This is a genomic window from Rhodoferax sp. P2_H8_2, from assembly GCF_056403235.1.
Map to the genome: position 1 here is coordinate 39,727 of NZ_JBFUFW010000012.1, position 18,339 is coordinate 58,065.

Annotated in this window: 19 protein-coding genes and 1 tRNA gene; all 20 read right to left on the reverse strand. The window is 57.9% G+C overall.

From position 1 onward, the window contains the following. Positions 1-9 precede the first annotated feature (9 nt). Positions 10-2,043, reverse strand: a complete 2,034-nt coding sequence (nuoL, locus tag AC1DV6_RS17205) for an NADH-quinone oxidoreductase subunit L (RefSeq protein WP_477979596.1) — start codon at positions 2,041-2,043, stop codon at positions 10-12. A 4-nt stretch (positions 2,044-2,047) separates the two neighbouring features. Then, complete coding sequence (gene nuoK / locus AC1DV6_RS17210; protein WP_477979598.1) at positions 2,048-2,356, reverse strand: NADH-quinone oxidoreductase subunit NuoK; 309 nt, start codon at positions 2,354-2,356, stop codon at positions 2,048-2,050. After that, complete coding sequence (locus AC1DV6_RS17215) at positions 2,353-2,994, reverse strand: NADH-quinone oxidoreductase subunit J (protein ID WP_477979600.1); 642 nt, start codon at positions 2,992-2,994, stop codon at positions 2,353-2,355. Before AC1DV6_RS17215 ends, nuoK begins: the two co-directional genes overlap by 4 nt. Positions 2,995-3,020: 26 nt before the next feature. Then, positions 3,021-3,539, reverse strand: a complete 519-nt coding sequence (nuoI, locus tag AC1DV6_RS17220; RefSeq protein WP_477979602.1) for an NADH-quinone oxidoreductase subunit NuoI — start codon at positions 3,537-3,539, stop codon at positions 3,021-3,023. Positions 3,540-3,552: 13 nt separating this feature from the next. Further along, a complete protein-coding gene (gene nuoH / locus AC1DV6_RS17225) occupies positions 3,553-4,629 on the reverse strand; it encodes an NADH-quinone oxidoreductase subunit NuoH (protein ID WP_477979604.1) in 1,077 nt (358 codons plus the stop codon). Next, entirely contained in the window at positions 4,626-6,752 is a 2,127-nt protein-coding gene (nuoG, locus tag AC1DV6_RS17230) for an NADH-quinone oxidoreductase subunit NuoG (protein ID WP_477979606.1), read from the reverse strand. The genes nuoH and nuoG overlap by 4 nt, the downstream gene beginning before the upstream one ends. 2 nt (positions 6,753-6,754) lie before the next feature. Continuing rightward, positions 6,755-8,134, reverse strand: a complete 1,380-nt coding sequence (gene nuoF, locus AC1DV6_RS17235; RefSeq protein ID WP_477979608.1) for an NADH-quinone oxidoreductase subunit NuoF — start codon at positions 8,132-8,134, stop codon at positions 6,755-6,757. Beyond that, complete coding sequence (locus tag AC1DV6_RS17240; RefSeq protein WP_477979610.1) at positions 8,134-8,655, reverse strand: NADH-quinone oxidoreductase subunit NuoE family protein; 522 nt, start codon at positions 8,653-8,655, stop codon at positions 8,134-8,136. Before AC1DV6_RS17240 ends, nuoF begins: the two co-directional genes overlap by 1 nt. Continuing rightward, positions 8,652-9,905 carry an NADH-quinone oxidoreductase subunit D gene (locus AC1DV6_RS17245; RefSeq protein ID WP_477979612.1) on the reverse strand — a complete coding sequence of 418 codons (1,254 nt, stop codon included), beginning with the start codon at positions 9,903-9,905 and terminating at the stop codon, positions 8,652-8,654. The genes AC1DV6_RS17240 and AC1DV6_RS17245 overlap by 4 nt, the downstream gene beginning before the upstream one ends. 13 nt (positions 9,906-9,918) lie before the next feature. After that, positions 9,919-10,530 carry an NADH-quinone oxidoreductase subunit C gene (locus AC1DV6_RS17250; protein ID WP_477979614.1) on the reverse strand — a complete coding sequence of 204 codons (612 nt, stop codon included), beginning with the start codon at positions 10,528-10,530 and terminating at the stop codon, positions 9,919-9,921. A 21-nt stretch (positions 10,531-10,551) separates the two neighbouring features. Continuing rightward, entirely contained in the window at positions 10,552-11,031 is a 480-nt protein-coding gene (locus tag AC1DV6_RS17255; RefSeq protein WP_029708562.1) for a NuoB/complex I 20 kDa subunit family protein, read from the reverse strand. A gap of 4 nt (positions 11,032-11,035) precedes the next feature. Next, entirely contained in the window at positions 11,036-11,395 is a 360-nt protein-coding gene (locus AC1DV6_RS17260) for an NADH-quinone oxidoreductase subunit A (protein ID WP_477979617.1), read from the reverse strand. 31 nt (positions 11,396-11,426) lie between these two features. Continuing rightward, positions 11,427-11,511, reverse strand: a tRNA-Leu gene (locus AC1DV6_RS17265). A gap of 119 nt (positions 11,512-11,630) precedes the next feature. Continuing rightward, the gene (secG, locus tag AC1DV6_RS17270; RefSeq protein ID WP_477979619.1) at positions 11,631-11,987 is read right to left on the reverse strand and encodes a preprotein translocase subunit SecG; all 357 of its coding nucleotides are present in this window, start codon (positions 11,985-11,987) and stop codon (positions 11,631-11,633) included. 37 nt (positions 11,988-12,024) lie between these two features. Then, entirely contained in the window at positions 12,025-12,768 is a 744-nt protein-coding gene (tpiA, locus tag AC1DV6_RS17275) for a triose-phosphate isomerase (RefSeq protein WP_477979621.1), read from the reverse strand. Beyond that, positions 12,765-13,760, reverse strand: a complete 996-nt coding sequence (locus AC1DV6_RS17280) for an NAD(P)H-quinone oxidoreductase (RefSeq protein WP_477979747.1) — start codon at positions 13,758-13,760, stop codon at positions 12,765-12,767. Before AC1DV6_RS17280 ends, tpiA begins: the two co-directional genes overlap by 4 nt. A 69-nt stretch (positions 13,761-13,829) precedes the next feature. Beyond that, the gene (pnp, locus tag AC1DV6_RS17285; protein WP_477979623.1) at positions 13,830-15,947 is read right to left on the reverse strand and encodes a polyribonucleotide nucleotidyltransferase; all 2,118 of its coding nucleotides are present in this window, start codon (positions 15,945-15,947) and stop codon (positions 13,830-13,832) included. Between the two features lie 209 nt (positions 15,948-16,156). Further along, complete coding sequence (gene rpsO, locus AC1DV6_RS17290) at positions 16,157-16,423, reverse strand: 30S ribosomal protein S15 (protein ID WP_477979625.1); 267 nt, start codon at positions 16,421-16,423, stop codon at positions 16,157-16,159. 170 nt (positions 16,424-16,593) lie between these two features. Beyond that, positions 16,594-16,971 carry an NAD(P)-binding domain-containing protein gene (locus tag AC1DV6_RS17295; protein ID WP_477979627.1) on the reverse strand — a complete coding sequence of 126 codons (378 nt, stop codon included), beginning with the start codon at positions 16,969-16,971 and terminating at the stop codon, positions 16,594-16,596. A gap of 10 nt (positions 16,972-16,981) precedes the next feature. Further along, entirely contained in the window at positions 16,982-18,226 is a 1,245-nt protein-coding gene (locus tag AC1DV6_RS17300; protein WP_477979749.1) for a branched-chain amino acid ABC transporter substrate-binding protein, read from the reverse strand. Between the last annotated feature and the right edge of the window lie 113 nt (positions 18,227-18,339).

Consider the following 18,339-nt stretch of genomic DNA (forward strand, 5'->3'; position numbering starts at 1 on the left):
TTTCTACTCCTACTTGTTGAGCAACACAAAATACGTCATGAGCATGAAGATGCCCAAGATCATGGCCAGCGCGTAGTGGTACAGCATGCCGGATTGCAGCTTGCGCACAACGCCGGAAATCCAGCCTACAAGCTTCCATGAACCGTTGACCAGCGTACCGTCGATGATGGCCTGATCGCCGCCCTTCCACAGACCGGTACCCAAAGCGCGCGCGCCGCGTGCCAGGATGTTTTCATTGATCCAGTCCAGGTAGTACTTGTTTTCCAGCAGTGTGAACACCGGCATGAACGTGCGCTTGATCGCTGCTGGAATTTCGGGTTTGACCATGTAGAACACATACGACACTGCCACGCCGGCAAGAGCCAACCAGAACGGCGCTGTGCTGAAAGCATGCAGGGCCATTTGTAGCGGGCCGTGGAACATCTCAGCCAACTCTGTCATCGCATGGTGAGCCCCGGCATTGACAAAAATCGCGTCCTTGAAGAATTCGCCAAACAGCATCGGCTGGATGGTCATAAAACCAATTACCACCGAAGGAATCGCCAACAGCACCAACGGCACCGTCACGACCCACGGAGATTCGTGTGGCACATGGTGGTGATCACCATGGCCGTGATCGTCATGGGCAGCGTGGTCATCATGGTGCGCATCGGGATTCTGATCGAACCGCTCTTTGCCGTGGAACACCAGGAAGTACATGCGGAACGAATAGAAGGCGGTCACAAACACACCCGCCAGCACAGCGAAGTGCGCGAAACCAGCACCGGGCAGATGGCTTTCAGCGACAGCCTCAATGATGCTGTCCTTGGAGTAAAAGCCGGCGAACAGCGGTGTACCGATCAAGGCCAGCGAGCCCAATAGCGAAGTGATCCAGGTGATAGGCATGTACTTGCGTAGGCCGCCCATCCATCGGATGTCCTGGTTGTGGTGGCAACCCATGATCACCGAACCGGCACCGAGGAACAACAGCGCCTTGAAAAATGCGTGGGTCATCAGGTGGAACACGGCAACAGAGTACGCCGATGCGCCCAGGGCGACTGTCATGTAACCCAACTGAGACAGCGTGGAGTACGCAACCACGCGCTTGATGTCGTTCTGGATGATGCCCAGGAAACCCATGAACAGCGCGGTGATGGCACCAATCACCAGCACAAAGTTCAGCGCAGTGTCCGACAACTCAAACAGCGGCGACATGCGCGCCACCATGAAGATGCCAGCCGTCACCATCGTCGCAGCGTGGATCAGCGCAGAAATGGGTGTCGGGCCTTCCATCGAATCGGGCAACCAGACGTGCAACGGGAACTGAGCCGACTTGCCCATCGCGCCGATAAACAAGCAAATGCAGATTACAGTGATCAGCATCCAGCTGGTGCCGGGGAAAGCCAATGCACCCAACTCACCGCTCTTGGCAAATACTTCGCCGTAGTTCAAGGTCCCGGCGAAAGCGACGATCAGACCAATGCCCAGAATGAAACCAAAGTCACCGACGCGGTTGACCAGGAACGCCTTCATGTTCGCAAAGATGGCGGTTGGCTTGTTGAACCAGAAACCGATCAGCAGGTAAGACACTAGGCCCACCGCTTCCCAGCCAAAGAACAACTGCAGCAGGTTGTTGCTCATCACCAGCATCAGCATAGAGAAGGTGAACAGCGAGATGTAGGCGAAGAAGCGGTTGTAGCCGTCGTCTTCTTCCATGTAGCCAATGGTGTACAGATGGACCATCAGCGATACGAAGGTCACGACGCACATCATCATGGCGGTAAGGCCATCGACCAAAAAGCCGATTTCCATCTTCAGGCTGCCAACCTGCATCCATGTGTAGATGGTTTCGTTGAAACGCGCACCGTCCACGGCGACCGAATACAACGTCATCGCAGACAGTACAAAGGCAATGAACACGCCCAGGATAGTCAACGAATGCGTGACGCGGCGGCCAATCACATTGCCACCAAACTTGGTTCCAAACACGCCCGCCAGTGCGGACCCCACCAGGGGTGCCAGCGGTACCGCCAGCAGAGTGCATGCAGAGAGGGTTGCAGACATTGTTTTAACCCTTGAGCGTATTGAGTTCGTCCACGCTGATGCTGGACTTGTTGCGGAACAGCAGCACCAGAATCGCGAGGCCAATGGCGGACTCGGCGGCGGCAACCGTCAGAATGAAGAACACGAAGATCTGGCCGTGCATGTCGTTCAGGTAATACGAGAACGCAACAAAGTTGGTATTCACCGCCAGCAGCATCAGCTCAATCGCCATCAGCAACACGATCAGGTTGCGGCGGTTCAGGAAAATGCCTACAACCGACAGTGCAAACAACATCGCGCCGAGCGACAGAAAGTGTCCGAGTGTGAGTGTCATGCCTTGGTCTCCCCTTCAGCAGCAGGTGTGGGCGCAGGTGCTGCCTGGGTGGCAGCCATCTTCACTACGGTCATCCGGTCACGCGACTTGACGCGTACTTGATCTCCCGCGTGGACATACTTGCTGTCCTTGCGGGCGCGCAGTGTCAGTGCGATGGCGGCAATCATCGCTACCAGCAAGATGGCGGCGCCGACTTCCAACGGATACAGATACTGGGTGAACAGCAGCTTGCCCAGCTCCTTGGTGTTGGAGGTTTGCAGTGCATTGGTTGCGGCAACAGGGTCATCCACAGGGCGGAAGCCGCCCATCAGTACCCATGTCATTTCCCAGGCAATGACCAAGCCAATGATGGCGGCCAGCGGAAAGTGCTTCCAGAAACCCGCGCGCAGGTTCTCGATGTTGATATCCATCATCATCACGACGAACAGGAACAGCACCATCACCGCACCCACATACACCAGCACCAGCGTGATGGACAGGAATTCGGCTTTCAGCAGCATCCAGATCATCGCGGCCTGGAAGAAGGTCAGCACCAGAAACAGCGCGGCGTGCACGGGGTTGCGCGCCGTGATGACGCGAAACGCGGCAAACAATAGCACCGCAGAGAAGGCATAAAACAGACCGGTCGTAATACTCATGGTTCAGATACTTTCTTGAGCAGCGATCAACGGTACTTGGCGTCCGCCTGTTTTGCGGCAGCGATTTCTTTTTCGTAACGATCGCCTACGGCCAACAACATGTCCTTGGTGAAGTACAGGTCGCCGCGTTTTTCACCGTGGTATTCCAGGATGTGGGTTTCCACAATGGAGTCGACCGGGCAGCTTTCTTCGCAGAAGCCGCAGAAGATGCATTTGGTCAGATCGATGTCGTAACGTGTGGTGCGGCGAGAACCGTCTTCGCGCACATCGGATTCGATCGTGATAGCCATCGCCGGGCAGACCGCTTCGCACAGTTTGCAGGCAATGCAGCGTTCTTCGCCGTTGTCATAGCGGCGCAGCGCATGCAGGCCACGGAAGCGAGGCGACAGCGGCGTTTTTTCCTCAGGAAACTGCACCGTCACCTTGCGGCGGAACAGGTAGCGGCCGGTCAGGGCCATGCCCTTGAACAATTCCAGCAGCAGGAAGCTGGACAGAAAATCACGCAGCGAAAAGGCTGGAGTGCGGTTGATAACAGATGAAGTCATGTGAGTAGCCCCTTCACTTCCAGATGTTCCAGGAAGTCTGCATCCAGGCGCCGATGAACAGCAACCAGACCAGAGTCACAGGGATAAATACTTTCCAGCCCAGACGCATGATCTGGTCGTAACGGAAACGGGGGAAGGTGGCGCGCACCCAGATAAACAGGCTGACGACAAAGAACGTCTTCAGTCCCAACCAGATCCAGCCGGGAATAAAGTCCAGCGCCGCCACTGGCGACAGCCAGCCGCCAAGGAACATCACCGTGGCCAGTATGGAGATTAGCCACATGTTCACGTATTCAGCCAGATAGAACATCGCAAACGACATGCCGGAGTACTCGACCATGTGACCAGCGACGATTTCAGCTTCGCCTTCGACCACGTCAAACGGGTGGCGATTGGTTTCAGCCAGACCCGAGATGAAATACACAACAAAGACTGGCAACAGCGGCAACCAGTTCCAGGACAGGAAACCCAGTCCCTGCTCCACCATCATGCCCTTGCCCTGGCCCAACACGATTTCGGTCATGTTCATCGTGCCGGACACCATCAGCACAATCACCAGGCAAAAGCCCATCGAGATTTCGTAGCTGACCATTTGCGCCGAGGCGCGCATCGCACCCAGGAACGAATACTTGGAGTTGGAAGCCCAACCCGCGATCACCACGCCGTAGACCTCCATCGAGGTAATGGCCATCAGGAACAGCAGACCGGCGTTGACATTCGCCAAAACGGTTTCCGGACCAAATGGCACAACAGCCCAAGCCGCCAGTGCCGGCATGATGGTCAAAATCGGGCCGATAAAGAACAGGCCCTTGCTGGCTTGCGTGGGGACCAGGATTTCCTTGGTCATCAACTTCAGCGCGTCAGCAATCGGCTGCAGCAAGCCCAAAGGCCCAACTCGGTTCGGTCCCACGCGGACCTGCATCCAGCCAAGGAACTTGCGCTCCCACAAAGTCAGATAGGCCACCAGACCCATCAGCGGCAGCACGACCACGATGATCTTGATCAGCGTCCAGACAATGGGCCAGATGAGGCTGACCCACAGCGGGAAGGCAAACAATCCCAAACCAAAGTTGTACAGCGCGTCAATCATGCTGCCACCTCTTGCAAACGGGCATCTGCCGTCAGTTGCAGCGCAGGCGCTCTACGCACAATGCCGTCGAGCTGGTAAATGCTGGCGCTGGCAGGCTCACCAGATGTGGCGGCCACATCGATGGATGCCTTACAGGCATTGCTCAGCAAAGCAGCAGGAACTTGCTCTGGCACACCGCCATTGGCTGCGTGCATATCGGTCAGCACATCTTGCGACGACTCGAAATCAAAGCCAGGCAACTCCAGCAGATTCGCGAGCACGCGCAATACTTTCCAGGCCGGACGCGTATCACCCAAAGGCTTCACGACGGCGTGGAAACTCTGCACACGGCCTTCAGCGTTGACGAAGGTGCCGGATGTTTCGGTGAATGGCGCAATCGGCAGCAGCACGTCGGCACAGTCCATGTTCGCCTTGAACGGGCTCAGAGAGACAACCATCTGGCAAGTGGCCAGTTTCTTCACCGCATCTGCGCCGTTGGCTGCATCAAACTTAGGCTCGGTATTCAACAACACGGCCGCCTTCAGCGCACCGCCGAGCATTTGTCCAGCGTTCAGACCGGGCGCAGCGGGCTGGGCTTTCGCCAGTTGCGCGCCAACGGTATTTGCAGCTTCGGTCAGATAGCCGACGGTAGCGCCCGTCTGCTCACCAATCCAGTTGGCCAGTGCCAGCAAGCTGCTCGCTTTAGCGTGGTGCGCGGCGGCGTTACCCAACAAGATCGCTTTGCGTTCGCCACCCAGCAGGCTCTTCGCAATCGCTTGTGCGGACTCAGTCGCGTTGCCGCTAGCGGGCGCAGCAACGCCCTTCTCTGCAGCGACTGCTGAGGCGATATCTGCCAGCGCTTGTACCCATTGACCGGAAGGCGCAACCAGCGTGTTGGCGATACGCATAGCCCAATCTGGCGCTGTAGCACCCAGCACATTCACCGCGCAGCCGGTCTTCGAGGCTTGGCGAATACGCTGTGCAAACAGCGGATGGTCTTTGCGCAGGTTGGAGCCAACAACCAGAGCACGCTGCAATTGCGTCAATGATGCGATGGAGGTACCCAGCCAGCGTGCGCCCTCGCCTGCTGGCGCGAACTCCGCATTGCGCAAACGGTAGTCAATGTTGTCGCTGCCCAGGCCGCGCACCAAAGCGCCTGCCAGATGCAGTTCTTCCAAGGTGCTGTGCGGGCTGACCAAGGTACCAATGGCGGCTGCGCCATGGTCGCTCTTGATCTGCTTCAGGCCGTTGGCCACGTATTCGAGTGCGGTCTGCCAGTCGACCGATTTCCACTCACCGCCCTGCTTGATCATGGGCGTGGTCAGACGTTCGTCGCCGTTCAGCGCTTCATAAGAGAAACGGTCGCGGTCAGCAATCCAGCATTCGTTGATCGCTTCGTTTTCCAGCGGTACGACGCGCATCACCTTGTTGTTTTTGACCTGGATGATCAGGTTGGAACCGGTGGAGTCGTGCGGGCTGACTGATTTGCGGCGCGACAGTTCCCAGGTGCGGGCGCTGTAGCGGAACGGCTTGCTGGTCAGCGCGCCGACCGGGCAAATGTCAATCATGTTGCCGGACAGCTCGGAGTCGACCGACTCACCGATAAAGGTTTCGATCTCGGCATGCTCACCGCGGTGCGACATGCCCAGCTCCATCACGCCGGCCACTTCCTGGCCGAAGCGCACGCAGCGGGTGCAATGGATGCAGCGGCTCATTTCCTGCATGGAAATCAGCGGGCCTACATCTTTGACCGGCACAACGCGCTTTTCTTCTTCGTAACGCGAAGAAGACCCACCGTAACCGACGGCCAAATCCTGTAGCTGGCACTCACCGCCTTGGTCGCAGATAGGGCAATCCAAAGGGTGGTTGATCAGTAAAAACTCCATGACCGACTTCTGTGCCTTGATCGCCTTATCGCTCTTGGTGCGAACGATCATGCCTTGCGTCACCGGCGTTGCGCAGGCCGGCATGGGTTTGGGCATCTTCTCCACATCAACCAGGCACATGCGGCAGTTGGCCGCGATGCTCAATTTCTTGTGATAGCAGAAATGCGGGATGTAGGTGCCGGCCTTGTCGGCGGCATGCATGATCATGCTGCCTTCAACAATGTCTACCTTCTTGCCGTCGAGTTCGATTTCAATCATTGTTAGCTTTCCACCGCCGCATTGACCATGCTGGACTTGTGCTCGATCAGATGCGCAAACTCATGCCGATAATGTTTGATCATGGCGCGAACAGGCATGGCCGCTGCATCGCCGAGCGCGCAAATAGTGCGACCCATGATGTTCTCTGACACGTTGTCCAGCAGATCCAGATCGCTCGGGCGTCCCTGGCCATTCACGATACGGTCCACCATGCGCGACAACCAGCCTGTGCCTTCGCGGCAAGGCGTGCACTGGCCGCAGGACTCGTGCATGTAGAAGTAGGACAGACGTTGCAGCGCCTTGACCATGCAACGCGTTTCGTCCATCACGATCACAGCGCCGGAGCCCAACATGGAACCCGCCTTGGCGATGGAGTCGTAGTCCATCGTGCATTCCATCATGATGGAAGCAGGCAGAACAGGTGAAGACGATCCGCCAGGGATCACGGCCTTCAGTGCCTTACCGCCTTTGACGCCACCAGCGAGTTCCAACAACTTGGAAAACGGTGTGCCCATAGGGATTTCGTAATTGCCGGGACGCTCGACGTCACCGCTGACCGAGTAGATTTTGGTACCACCGTTGTTGGGCTTGCCGCATTCGAGGTAAGCCTGACCGCCGTTGCGAATGATCCAGGGAACTGCGGCAAAGGTTTCGGTGTTATTGATCGTGGTCGGCTTGCCGTACAGGCCAAAGCTGGCTGGGAACGGTGGCTTGAAGCGGGGTTGACCCTTTTTGCCTTCCAGCGATTCCAGCAAAGCTGTTTCTTCACCGCAGATGTAAGCGCCAAAGCCATGGGACGCATGCAGTTGGAAGCTGAAGTTGCTACCCATGATGTTGTCGCCCAACATGCCAGCGGCGCGCGCTTCTTCCAGCGCCGCTTCGAAGCGGTCATAGGCTGAGAAGATTTCGCCGTGGATGTAGTTGTAGCCCACCGAAATGCCCATCGCGTACGCGGCAATCGCCATGCCTTCGATCACGATGTGGGGGTTGTATTCGAGGATGTCGCGGTCCTTGCAGGTACCGGGTTCGCCTTCGTCGGAATTGCAGACGAGGTATTTCTGACCCGGGAACGAGCGGGGCATGAAGCTCCACTTCAAACCGGTCGGGAAGCCAGCGCCGCCGCGTCCGCGCAGCGCAGATTCCTTGACGGTTGCAATGACTTGGTCTTGGGTCATGCCCACGACGCCAGCGTCGTTCGGTGCGGAGCCATCCTTGCCCAAAATCTTGCGCAGCGCTTGGTAGCCACCACGCGCTTCGTAGTCTTTCAGGCTCCAGTTGGAACCATTCAGCCCGGCATAAATCTGGGGATTGATGTGGCGGTCATGGAAACAGGTTTGAACGCCTGTGGCCTTGAATTGATCGAGGATCTTGTCGACGCTCATCACTTGGCTCCTTCGGCGCGCAGGCTGTCAACCAATTGGTCCAGCTTGTCGTCGCTCATGAAACTGCACATATGGCGGTCGTTGACCAGCATCACAGGCGAGTCGGCGCAAGCGCCCAAGCATTCGCTTTGTTGCAGTGTGAACATGCCGTCAGCAGTTGTCTCACCCATATGGATGCCCAGCTTCTTTTCCAGATGGTGCAGCGCGTGCTGACCATTGCGCAACTGGCACGGCAGATTGGTACAGACATTGAGCTTGAACTTGCCCAACTTGCGCTGGTTGTACATGTTGTAGAAGGTCGTGACTTCGTGCACGGCCATAGGTGCCATATGCAGGTAGTCGGCGATCAGCTTCTCACTGTCGGTGCTGACATGACCCAACTCCTGCTGAACGATGGCCAGGCAGGCCATCACGGCAGATTGGCGGCCCGTGTCGTTGTCGGGATATTTGGCGACTTCTTTGGCGAAGCGCGAAAGAGTGGTGTCCGACAGCTTCGCTGCGGGAGTTGCATCAGAGATCATCGATCAATCTCTCCAAAAACAATGTCCATGGTGCCGATGATGGACACCGCGTCCGCAATCATGTGCCCACTGGCCATTTCGTTGAGCGCCGCAAGATGCACGAAGCCTGGCGGGCGAATCTTCAGGCGATAAGGCTTGTTGGCGCCATCGCTGATCAGGTAAATGCCGAACTCACCCTTGGGGTGTTCCACCGCCGCATAGGCTTCGCCTGCAGGCACATGGAAGCCCTCGGTGAACAGCTTGAAGTGGTGGATCAGCTCTTCCATGTTGGTCTTCAAGGATTCGCGCGACGGCGCGGCGATCTTGTGGTTGTCGGTGATGACTGGACCTGGGTTGGCCTTCAACCAGTCCACGCACTGCTTGATGATGCGGTTGGACTGCTTCATCTCTTCCATGCGCACCAGGTAGCGGTCGTACACGTCGCCGGTTTTGCCCACGGGGATGTCGAAATCCAGTTTGTCGTACACGTCGTAGGGCTGCTTCTTGCGCAGATCCCATTCGATGCCGGAGCCACGCAGCATCGGGCCGGTGAAGCCCAGGTTCAGCGCGCGCTCGGGGCTGACGATGCCGATATTGACGGTACGCTGCTTCCAGATACGGTTCTCGGTCAGCAGCGTGTGGTATTCCTCAAGACACTTGGGGAAGCGCTGCGAGAAGTCGTCAATGAAGTCCAGCAGGGAGCCCTGGCGGTTTTTGTTCAGCTCGGCGACGCCCTTGGCGTTACGCACCTTGCTGGCCTTGAACTGCGGCATGGTGTCGGGCAGATCGCGGTAAACGCCACCCGGCCGGAAGTAGGCCGCATGCATGCGTGCGCCGCTGGCGGCCTCGTACATGTCAAACAGGTCTTCGCGTTCGCGGAAGGTGTAAATCAGGATGGTGGAGCTACCGCAATCGTTGCCGTGCGAACCCAGCCACATCAGGTGGTTCAGCAGGCGCGTAATTTCGGAAAACATCACACGGATGTACTGCGCGCGAACCGGCACTTCCAAACCCAGCAGCTTTTCGATTGCCAGGCAGTACGCATGCTCGTTGCACATCATGGACACATAGTCCAAGCGGTCCATGTAAGGCAGCGACTGGATGTAGGTCTTGCTTTCGGCCAGCTTTTCGGTGGCGCGGTGCAACAGGCCGATGTGCGGATCGGCGCGCTGGATCACTTCGCCATCCAGCTCCAGCACAAGGCGCAGCACGCCGTGTGCAGCCGGGTGCTGCGGTCCGAAGTTCAGGGTGTAGTTTTTGATTTCAGCCATGCAATTCTTCTGCTTACTGCAGGCCTCCGCCGTAGTTGTCTTCACGGATGATGCGCGGCGTGATTTCGCGCGCTTCGATCGTCACTGGCTGGTACACCACGCGCTTGGATTCTGCGTCGTAGCGCATTTCCACGTGGCCCGTGGTCGGGAAATCCTTGCGAAACGGATGGCCGATGAAACCGTAGTCGGTCAGAATGCGACGCAGGTCGTTGTGGCCTTCAAACACGATGCCAAACAAATCGAAGGCTTCGCGCTCAAACCAGTTGGCGGAGTTCCAGATGTCGTTGACGGAATCGACGATGGGCATGTCGTTGTCAGTGGCAAACACCTTCAAACGCAGGCGCTGGTTCAGGCTGACCGACAGCAAGTGCGAGACCACGCAGAAACGCGGACCTTCGTTGACCTTGTCTCCGTATTCGGAGTAATCCACGCCGCACAAGTCGATCAACTGCTCGAACTGGCAGCCGGGCGCATTGCGCAGGATTTGTGCGGCTTCGTGGTAGTCAGAAGCAGCGACCATCACCTTGACTTCGCCAAGGTCCACAGAGATGCGCTTGACCTTGTCACCCAGCGCGGTCTGCACGGCGGCTAGAGTGTCCTCGGGGCGAACGGAATAAACAGTCATGAATTTCCTATCGGCGTAATTTCAAGCGCGGGCAATGGTTTCGGTGCGGCGGATCTTCTGCTGCAATTGCAGAATGCCGTACAGCAGTGCTTCCGCGGTTGGTGGGCAACCGGGCACATACACATCCACGGGCACAATGCGGTCGCAACCGCGGACCACGGAATAACTGTAGTGGTAGTAGCCGCCGCCATTGGCGCAGGAGCCCATGCTGATCACCCAGCGGGGCTCGGACATCTGGTCATAGACCTTGCGCAGCGCGGGTGCCATCTTGTTGCACAGCGTGCCGGCGACGATCATCAGATCGGACTGGCGCGGGCTTGCGCGAAATACTTCGGAGCCGAAGCGGCTGATGTCGTAACGCGCAGCAGCAGCGTGCATCATCTCAACCGCACAACAAGCCAGACCAAATGTCATCGGCCAAATGGAACCAGTCTTGGCCCAGTTCATCACCGAGTCGTAACTCGTAGTGACGAAGCCTTCTTTCAGTACGCCTTCAATCATTGCATTACTCCCAGTCCAGAGCGCCTTTTTTCCACATGTACACAAAGCCGATCGTCAACACGATCACGAACTCTGCGCCCACGAGGAAGCCCATCAGGCCGATTTCCTTGAGGCTCACCGCCCAAGGAAACAGGAAGGCCGTCTCCAGATCAAACAAAATGAAAAGAATGGCTACGAGGTAGTAGCGAACGTCGAACTTCATGCGGGCGTCTTCAAACGCCTCGAAGCCGCATTCATAGGGGGAGTTTTTGGCGGCATCGGGACGATTCGGTCCGAGGATATAGCCCAGTACCTGGGGTACTACGCCAATGCCGATGCCAACCAAGATGAACAGGAGGACGGGAAGGTATTGATCGAGGTTCATCTTGGGATTCTGATCACCGTAACTAAATTAATGGTGCCGTCGGCGAGACTCGAACTCGCACAGCTTTCGCCACTACCACCTCAAGATAGCGTGTCTACCAATTTCACCACGACGGCGGCTCTCTTCATTGTCAGAATTGCGTGAGGAACCTTGCGGCGTTTGCTCATCTGACAACTAGGAGTTTACCCTGAAAACACCTTACGCCCCGGAGGGCCAAGGCATTTTCAGAGGGGATTTACTTAGACGGAATCTGGGCTGCGCCGGAGGCTGGCACCTCAGGTGCGGCAGCCGATGCAGGAGCAGCCGGCGTCACAACCGCAGCGCTTTCCAGCACGCTGCCGGAACTGGCAGGACGCAGGTTGCCAAAGTAGGCCAGAGCCAATGTGCAGACAAAGAACACCGTGGCCAGCACGGCCGTCGTGCGGGACAGGAAGTTGGCGCTGCCGCTGGCACCAAACAGGCTGCCGGAACTGCCGCTGCCGAAGGCTGCGCCCATGTCGGCACCCTTGCCGTGCTGCACAAGGATCAAGCCAATCATGCCCAAGGCGGACAGCATCTGCACGGTCAAAATAATGGTCAAAACTGCGTTCATCATCTACTCCTAAATTGATAGCTGGCTGCGCACGCTGTTAGCGGGCTGCAGCGATAATTGATAAAAAATCCGGGGCTTTGAGGGCAGCGCCCCCAACCAGCCCACCATCGATGTCCGGCTGGGCCAGCAATTCGGCGGCATTGGCAGCGTTCATGCTGCCGCCATACAGAATCTGGATGCGATCTGCGTGTTCGTTCGCTGCGTGCAGTTGCGCGCGCAACACCGCGTGCACTTCCTGCGCTTGCGCTGGCGTGGCGGTCTTGCCCGTGCCAATTGCCCACACAGGCTCATACGCCACGACGATTTCACTGATGCAATGGCCATTGGTGTGGATCACGGCTGCCAGTTGGCGTTTGACCACTTCTTGCGTCTTGCCCGCTTCGCGCTCGGCCAGCGTTTCGCCCACACAAACGATAGGCGTCACTCCATGTGCCAATGCGGCCTTGGCTTTGTCTGCCACCAGTGCATCGGCTTCCCCATGGTACTGGCGACGCTCCGAGTGGCCGACGATGGTGTAACGCACGGCGAAGTCTTTCAGCATCGTCGCCGACATTTCGCCGGTATAGGCACCAGACTCGTGGGACGACACATCCTGCGCGCCCAAGTCGATCTTGCTACCGGCCACCAGTGTCTGTAGTTGCGCCAGATACAGAGCAGGCGCGCACACGGCAACGCCGCAAGCCCAGTCCGCAGACCCGGCCAGCAGCGCCTTGATCAGTGCCTCGTTGGCAGCCAGGCCACCGTTCATCTTCCAGTTTCCGGCAATCAGCTTGCGTTTCATGCGGCGCTCCAGTTCAGAACAATCTTCCCAACGTGCTGGTTCGATTCCATCAACGTGTGGGCTGCTGCGGCTTGCGCTGCCGCAAACACGCTGTGGACCACCGGTTTGATGGCGCCCGACTCCAGATGGGGCCAAACCTGCTGGCGGCAAGCGGCGGCAATCGCGGCCTTGAAGGCTACCGGCCGCGCACGCAGCGTGGAGCCGGTAATCGTCAAACGCTTGCGCAGCACCAGACCGGCATTGATTTCGCTTTGCACGCCGCCCTGCACCGCAATGATGACCAGGCGGCCATCGTCTGCGAGGCAAGTAACCTCTTTGGCCACGTAACTGCCCGCGACCATGTCCAGAATCACATCGGCACCGCGGTTGCCCGTGATGCGCAGTACTTCGGCCTGAAAGTCTTGCGTTTTGTAGTTGATGGCGTGGTCTGCACCGAGCGCACGGCAAGCATCGCACTTGGCATCGCTGCCCGCGGTTGCAATGACGGTTGCACCAAAGGCCTTTGCCATCTGGATCGCCGTCACGCCAATGCCACTGGAACCACCTTGCACCAGCAGGGTCTCCCCTGCTTTCAGATGGCCCCGGTCAAACACATTGCTCCACACGGTGAAGAAGGTCTCCGGCAGGCTAGCGGCTTCCAGATCAGAGAGTCCTGCCGGTATCGGCAGACATTGACCGACAGGCGCCACGCAGAGCTCTGCGTAACCACCGCCACTGACCAGCGCACAGACGCGGTCACCCACTTTGAAACCGGCTTGCGCCATCGCTGCAGCATCGCCATCGACGATGACACCCGCCACTTCCAGCCCGGGAATGTCTGACGCACCCGCAGGCGCTGGGTAGTGCCCACCGCGCTGCAATACATCAGGACGGTTCACGCCGCTGGCCGAGACGCGGATGCGCAACTCCCCTGCGCCTGCTTGAGGCTCAGGGCGATCTGCCAGACGCAAGACGTCCGGCCCACCAAATGTTGCGATCTCGATGACTTTCATGGCAAATCGGCCGGTAGCGCCCGCGCTATGTGCGCAAGCAGCTACCGATTTCATAGCAGACTAGTTTGCTTAGTTCTGCTCAGCAGGCTGTTCCTGGCGGTCCAGCAAAGCCTTCATGGACAGCTTGATGCGGCCCTTTTCGTCGGTTTCCATGACCTTGACCTTGACGATCTGGCCTTCGGACAGGTAGTCCGTAACTTTCTCGACGCGCTCGTGGGCGATCTGGCTGATGTGCAGCAGACCGTCTTTGCCGGGCAGCAGGTTAACCAGTGCACCGAAGTCCAGAATCTTGGTGATCGGGCCTTCGTAGACCTTGCCGATTTCGACTTCGGCGGTGATCTGCTCAATGCGGCGCTTGGCTTCTTCAGCCTTGGCTGGATCAGCGGAAGCGATGGTGATGGTGCCGTCTTCTTCGATGTTGATCTGCGTACCGGTTTCTTCGGTCAGTGCACGGATCACGGAGCCGCCCTTGCCGATCACGTCACGGATCTTCTCGGGGTTGATCTTCATCGTGAACAGGCGAGGAGCGAAGTTGGACACTTCAGTCTTGGCTTCGGCCATCGCTTCTTGCATCTTGCCCAGAATGTGCATGCGCGCTTCCTTGGCCTGGGCCAATGCGACTTGCATGATTTCCTTGGTAATGCCCTGAATCTTGATGTCCATCTGCAGCGCGGTAATGCCGTTGGTGGTACCGGCAACCTTGAAGTCCATATCGCCCAGGTGATCTTCGTCACCCAGGATGTCGGTCAACACGGCGAAGCGGTTGTCTTCCTTGATCAGACCCATGGCGATACCAGCCACGTGGGCCTTCATCGGAACGCCAGCGTCCATCAGCGACAGGCAGCCGCCGCAGACCGAGGCCATCGACGATGAGCCGTTGGACTCAGTGATTTCGGACACAACACGCATGGTGTACGGGAAGTCTTCTTTGGAAGGCAGCACCGCAACCAGAGCGCGCTTGGCCAGACGGCCGTGGCCGATTTCGCGACGCTTGGGCGTGCCCACGCGACCGGTTTCGCCAGTGGCGAACGGAGGCATGTTGTAGTGCAGCATGAAGCGGTCTTCGTATTCGCCGCTCAAAGCGTCGATACGTTGTGCATCACGCTCAGTGCCCAGTGTCGTGACGACCAGAGCTTGCGTTTCACCGCGGGTGAACAGTGCGGAACCGTGGGTACGGGGCAGCACGCTGTTGCGGATTTCGATGGCGCGCACAGTGCGTGTGTCGCGGCCGTCGATACGGGGCTCGCCCGCCAGAATCTGGCCGCGAACGATCTTGGCTTCGATTTCGAACAGCAGACCTTCGATGGCCACTGCGTCAAACGCAGCGCCGTCGGCCTTCAGGGCGGCCATGACTTCAGAATAGGCAGCGCGGCAAGCCTGTGTGCGGGCTTGCTTGTTGCGGATTTGGTAGGCGGCTTCCAGCTTGGCTTTGGCCAGGCCGTCGATCTTGGCGATCAGGGCTTGGTCCTTGGCAGGGGCTTTCCAGTCCCACACCGGCTTGCCAGCGTCACGCACCAGTTCGTGGATCGCGTTGATGGCGATCGCACCTTGCTGGTGGCCGAACACAACGGCGCCCAACATGATTTCTTCGGACAGTTGTTGGGCTTCGGACTCGACCATCAGCACAGCGGCTTCGGTACCGGCAACAACCAGATCCATGATGGAATCTTTGCGCTGGGTCTGGCCAGGGTTCAACACGTACTCGCCATTGACGTAACCGACGCGGGCTGCGCCGATAGGGCCATTGAACGGCACGCCAGAGATGGACAGCGCGGCGCTCACTGCGATCATTGCAGCGATGTCAGCATCGACTTCAGGGTTCAACGACACAGTGTGGATTACCACGTGCACTTCGTTGAAGAAGCCTTCTGGGAACAGAGGGCGGATCGGGCGGTCGATCAGGCGGGAAGTCAGCGTTTCAAATTCGCTCGGACGGCCTTCGCGCTTGAAGAAGCTACCGGGGATCTTGCCTGCAGCGTAAGTCTTTTCGAGGTAGTCAACGGTCAAGGGGAAGAAATCCTGCCCGGGCTTGCCTTCAGTCTTGGCAACGACGGTAGCCAGAACGACGGTGCCATCCATGTCCAGCAGCACAGCGCCGGTGGACTGGCGTGCGATTTCGCCGGTTTCCATGGTGACCGTGTGTTGGCCCCATTGGAAGGTCTTGGTAACTTTGTTGAACATTGTCATTTTGTTATCTCCAGTTAATTCGGGAGGTGCAGGCCACCTCACCCAAGCCCGGAGTCAACATCACAGTCCACGATGCCATTCCAGAAAAACTCGGGAAAATCCCCGAATTGCTTTGGAATGACACAGCTTCGTACTGTTTTTGTCGTCTCCGAAGTAAAAAACGCCTGAGCTAGTGTCCTAACTCAGGCGCTTGTCATTTGGTCAATCGCTTACTTGCGCAGGCTCAGTTTGGCGATCAGAGCCACATAGCGATCGTGGTCCTTGGAATTCAGGTAATCCAACAGCTTGCGGCGACGGCTCACCATGCGCAGCAGACCGCGGCGACCGTGGTGGTCCTTGGCGTGGGTCTTGAAGTGGGGGGTCAACTCGTTGATACGGGCGGTCAGCAGAGCCACTTGGACTTCTGGGCTACCGGTATCGCCGGCTTTACGGGCGTTGTCTTTGACAACTGCAGCTTTGATGCTGGATGCGATCATTTTTCATTTCCTGTATGTGAAACGGCCCCCAAACAATGGGTTGCACGTCCCGGTTTTAAACTTGCGCCTGCGGCTGGAACTACTACAAGCGTGCGCCTTGCCGAATGCAAAGCCTGTCGATTATAGCCTGAAGCGAGGATTCGCTCAATATTCGGCCGCCCGATACTGGATCAATACCCAGTCGCCCGGCCAGCAATCTCGGGCAGGGCATCGTCACTGATCAACGCCCAGATCACCCGAACAATGGATTCCGAGGCAATGCATGTCTGGCGGTTCTGGCTGGAAACCAGCTTGTCGCGCAGTTCCCGGCGCACTTGCGGCAGGCCGGTCAGCTCAAAAATCACATCCACGCCATGGCCCAGCGCCACCACATCATCCAGGGAGCAGACCTTGAGTCCCGCTTCCAGGGCCATGGCCCGGCCCGGAGTGTCACTCGACTCGGCAACGCACACGATCTCCAGGCCCAAATTGCGCTTTTTGAGCATTTGCATCAAAAAAGCGGAGCCAATACGCCCTAAACCGATGATGGCAATGCGCTGCTGGCTCATGGGATGCTCCTTAAGGTCGCTGCATCTTACAACTGCTGGGTTGTTCTGCTGCAGCGGCACTCAAGGTTTTACTCACCCGGAAACCGTAACCCGAGCCTTCGACGTCGAATTTGACGCCGGGCGTTCCCTGGCGGTCCATGACGCCCACGACCAGCGGTTGCTGGAACTGGTGGTCGACCGTACGCATTTTTCCGGTCTGACCGCTCAATGTGACGTTAGCGCGCTCCAGCTGTGCGGCAACCGCCAACAAATCGGTCGCACCAACTACGCCGCTTTGCTTACCTGCCGCCTCCACCGCCTGGGCCAACGCTTCAATCATCAGACTCATGCGCATATGTACATAGTCATCGGCTGGCGCCGGGTAACGGGCGCGGAAAGACTTATAAAAAGCCTCGCTGGACGGGGTTTGTACATTGGGCAACCAATCCGCCACGGCCACCACTTTGCCAACGCCCGCATCGCCAATCGCTGCGGGCGCGCCCAGCGCGTTGCCGTAGAAGGTGTAGAACTTGCCATCAAAGCCCGCTTCTTTGGCGGCCTTGATCAACAGCGTTAAGTCATTGCCAAAGTTGCCGGTGATCACTGCGCCCGCGCCACTGGCTTTGATCTTGGAAACGTAAGGGGCGAAATCCTTCACCTTGCCCATGGGGTGCAGTTCATCGCCTACCACTTGCACATCCGGGCGCTGCTGCGCCAACTGCCGGCGCGCTTCACGGGCGACGGACTGGCCAAAGCTGTAATCCTGGCCGATCAGGTACACCGACTTCAGCGCCTTGTCATCACGAATCACATCCATCAGCGCCGCCATGCGCATGTCGGAGTGCGCGTCGAAACGGAAATGCCAGTAGCTGCATTTTTCGTTGGTCAGCTCTGGCAGCACCGCGGCATAGTTCAGTAACAGGACCCGACGCTCGGGGTCGCGCTCATTGTGCTTGTTGATTGCGTCGATCAGGGCAGCAGCCACCGCCGACGAATTGCCTTGCAGGATGATGCGCGCGCCGCTGTCAATCGCGCTGCGCATCGCCGACAGCGCCTCTTCGGTTTGGCCCTTGGAATCGAACCGATCCAACACCATTTGCAGATTGCCGCTACGCGTGTTGACGCGCTCCACTGCCCAGACCAAATTGCGGTAGACCGCTTCACCAGCGGCTGCTTGCGGACCGCTAAAGCCCTCGATCAACGCCAGTTTGAGTGGGCGGGCGGCCGTTTGCGCAGAGGCTGTTGCAATTGCAAAAACGAAGGCACATAGCGCCATAGCAGTCTTTTTCAAGACCTCGAAAGTAAGAATAAACATCAGGAATTTCTCTTGAAAACCACGGAGACGGGCGCAGCTTAGGTTCATGCGGCGCTCACGGTGAGGGCCGCGCA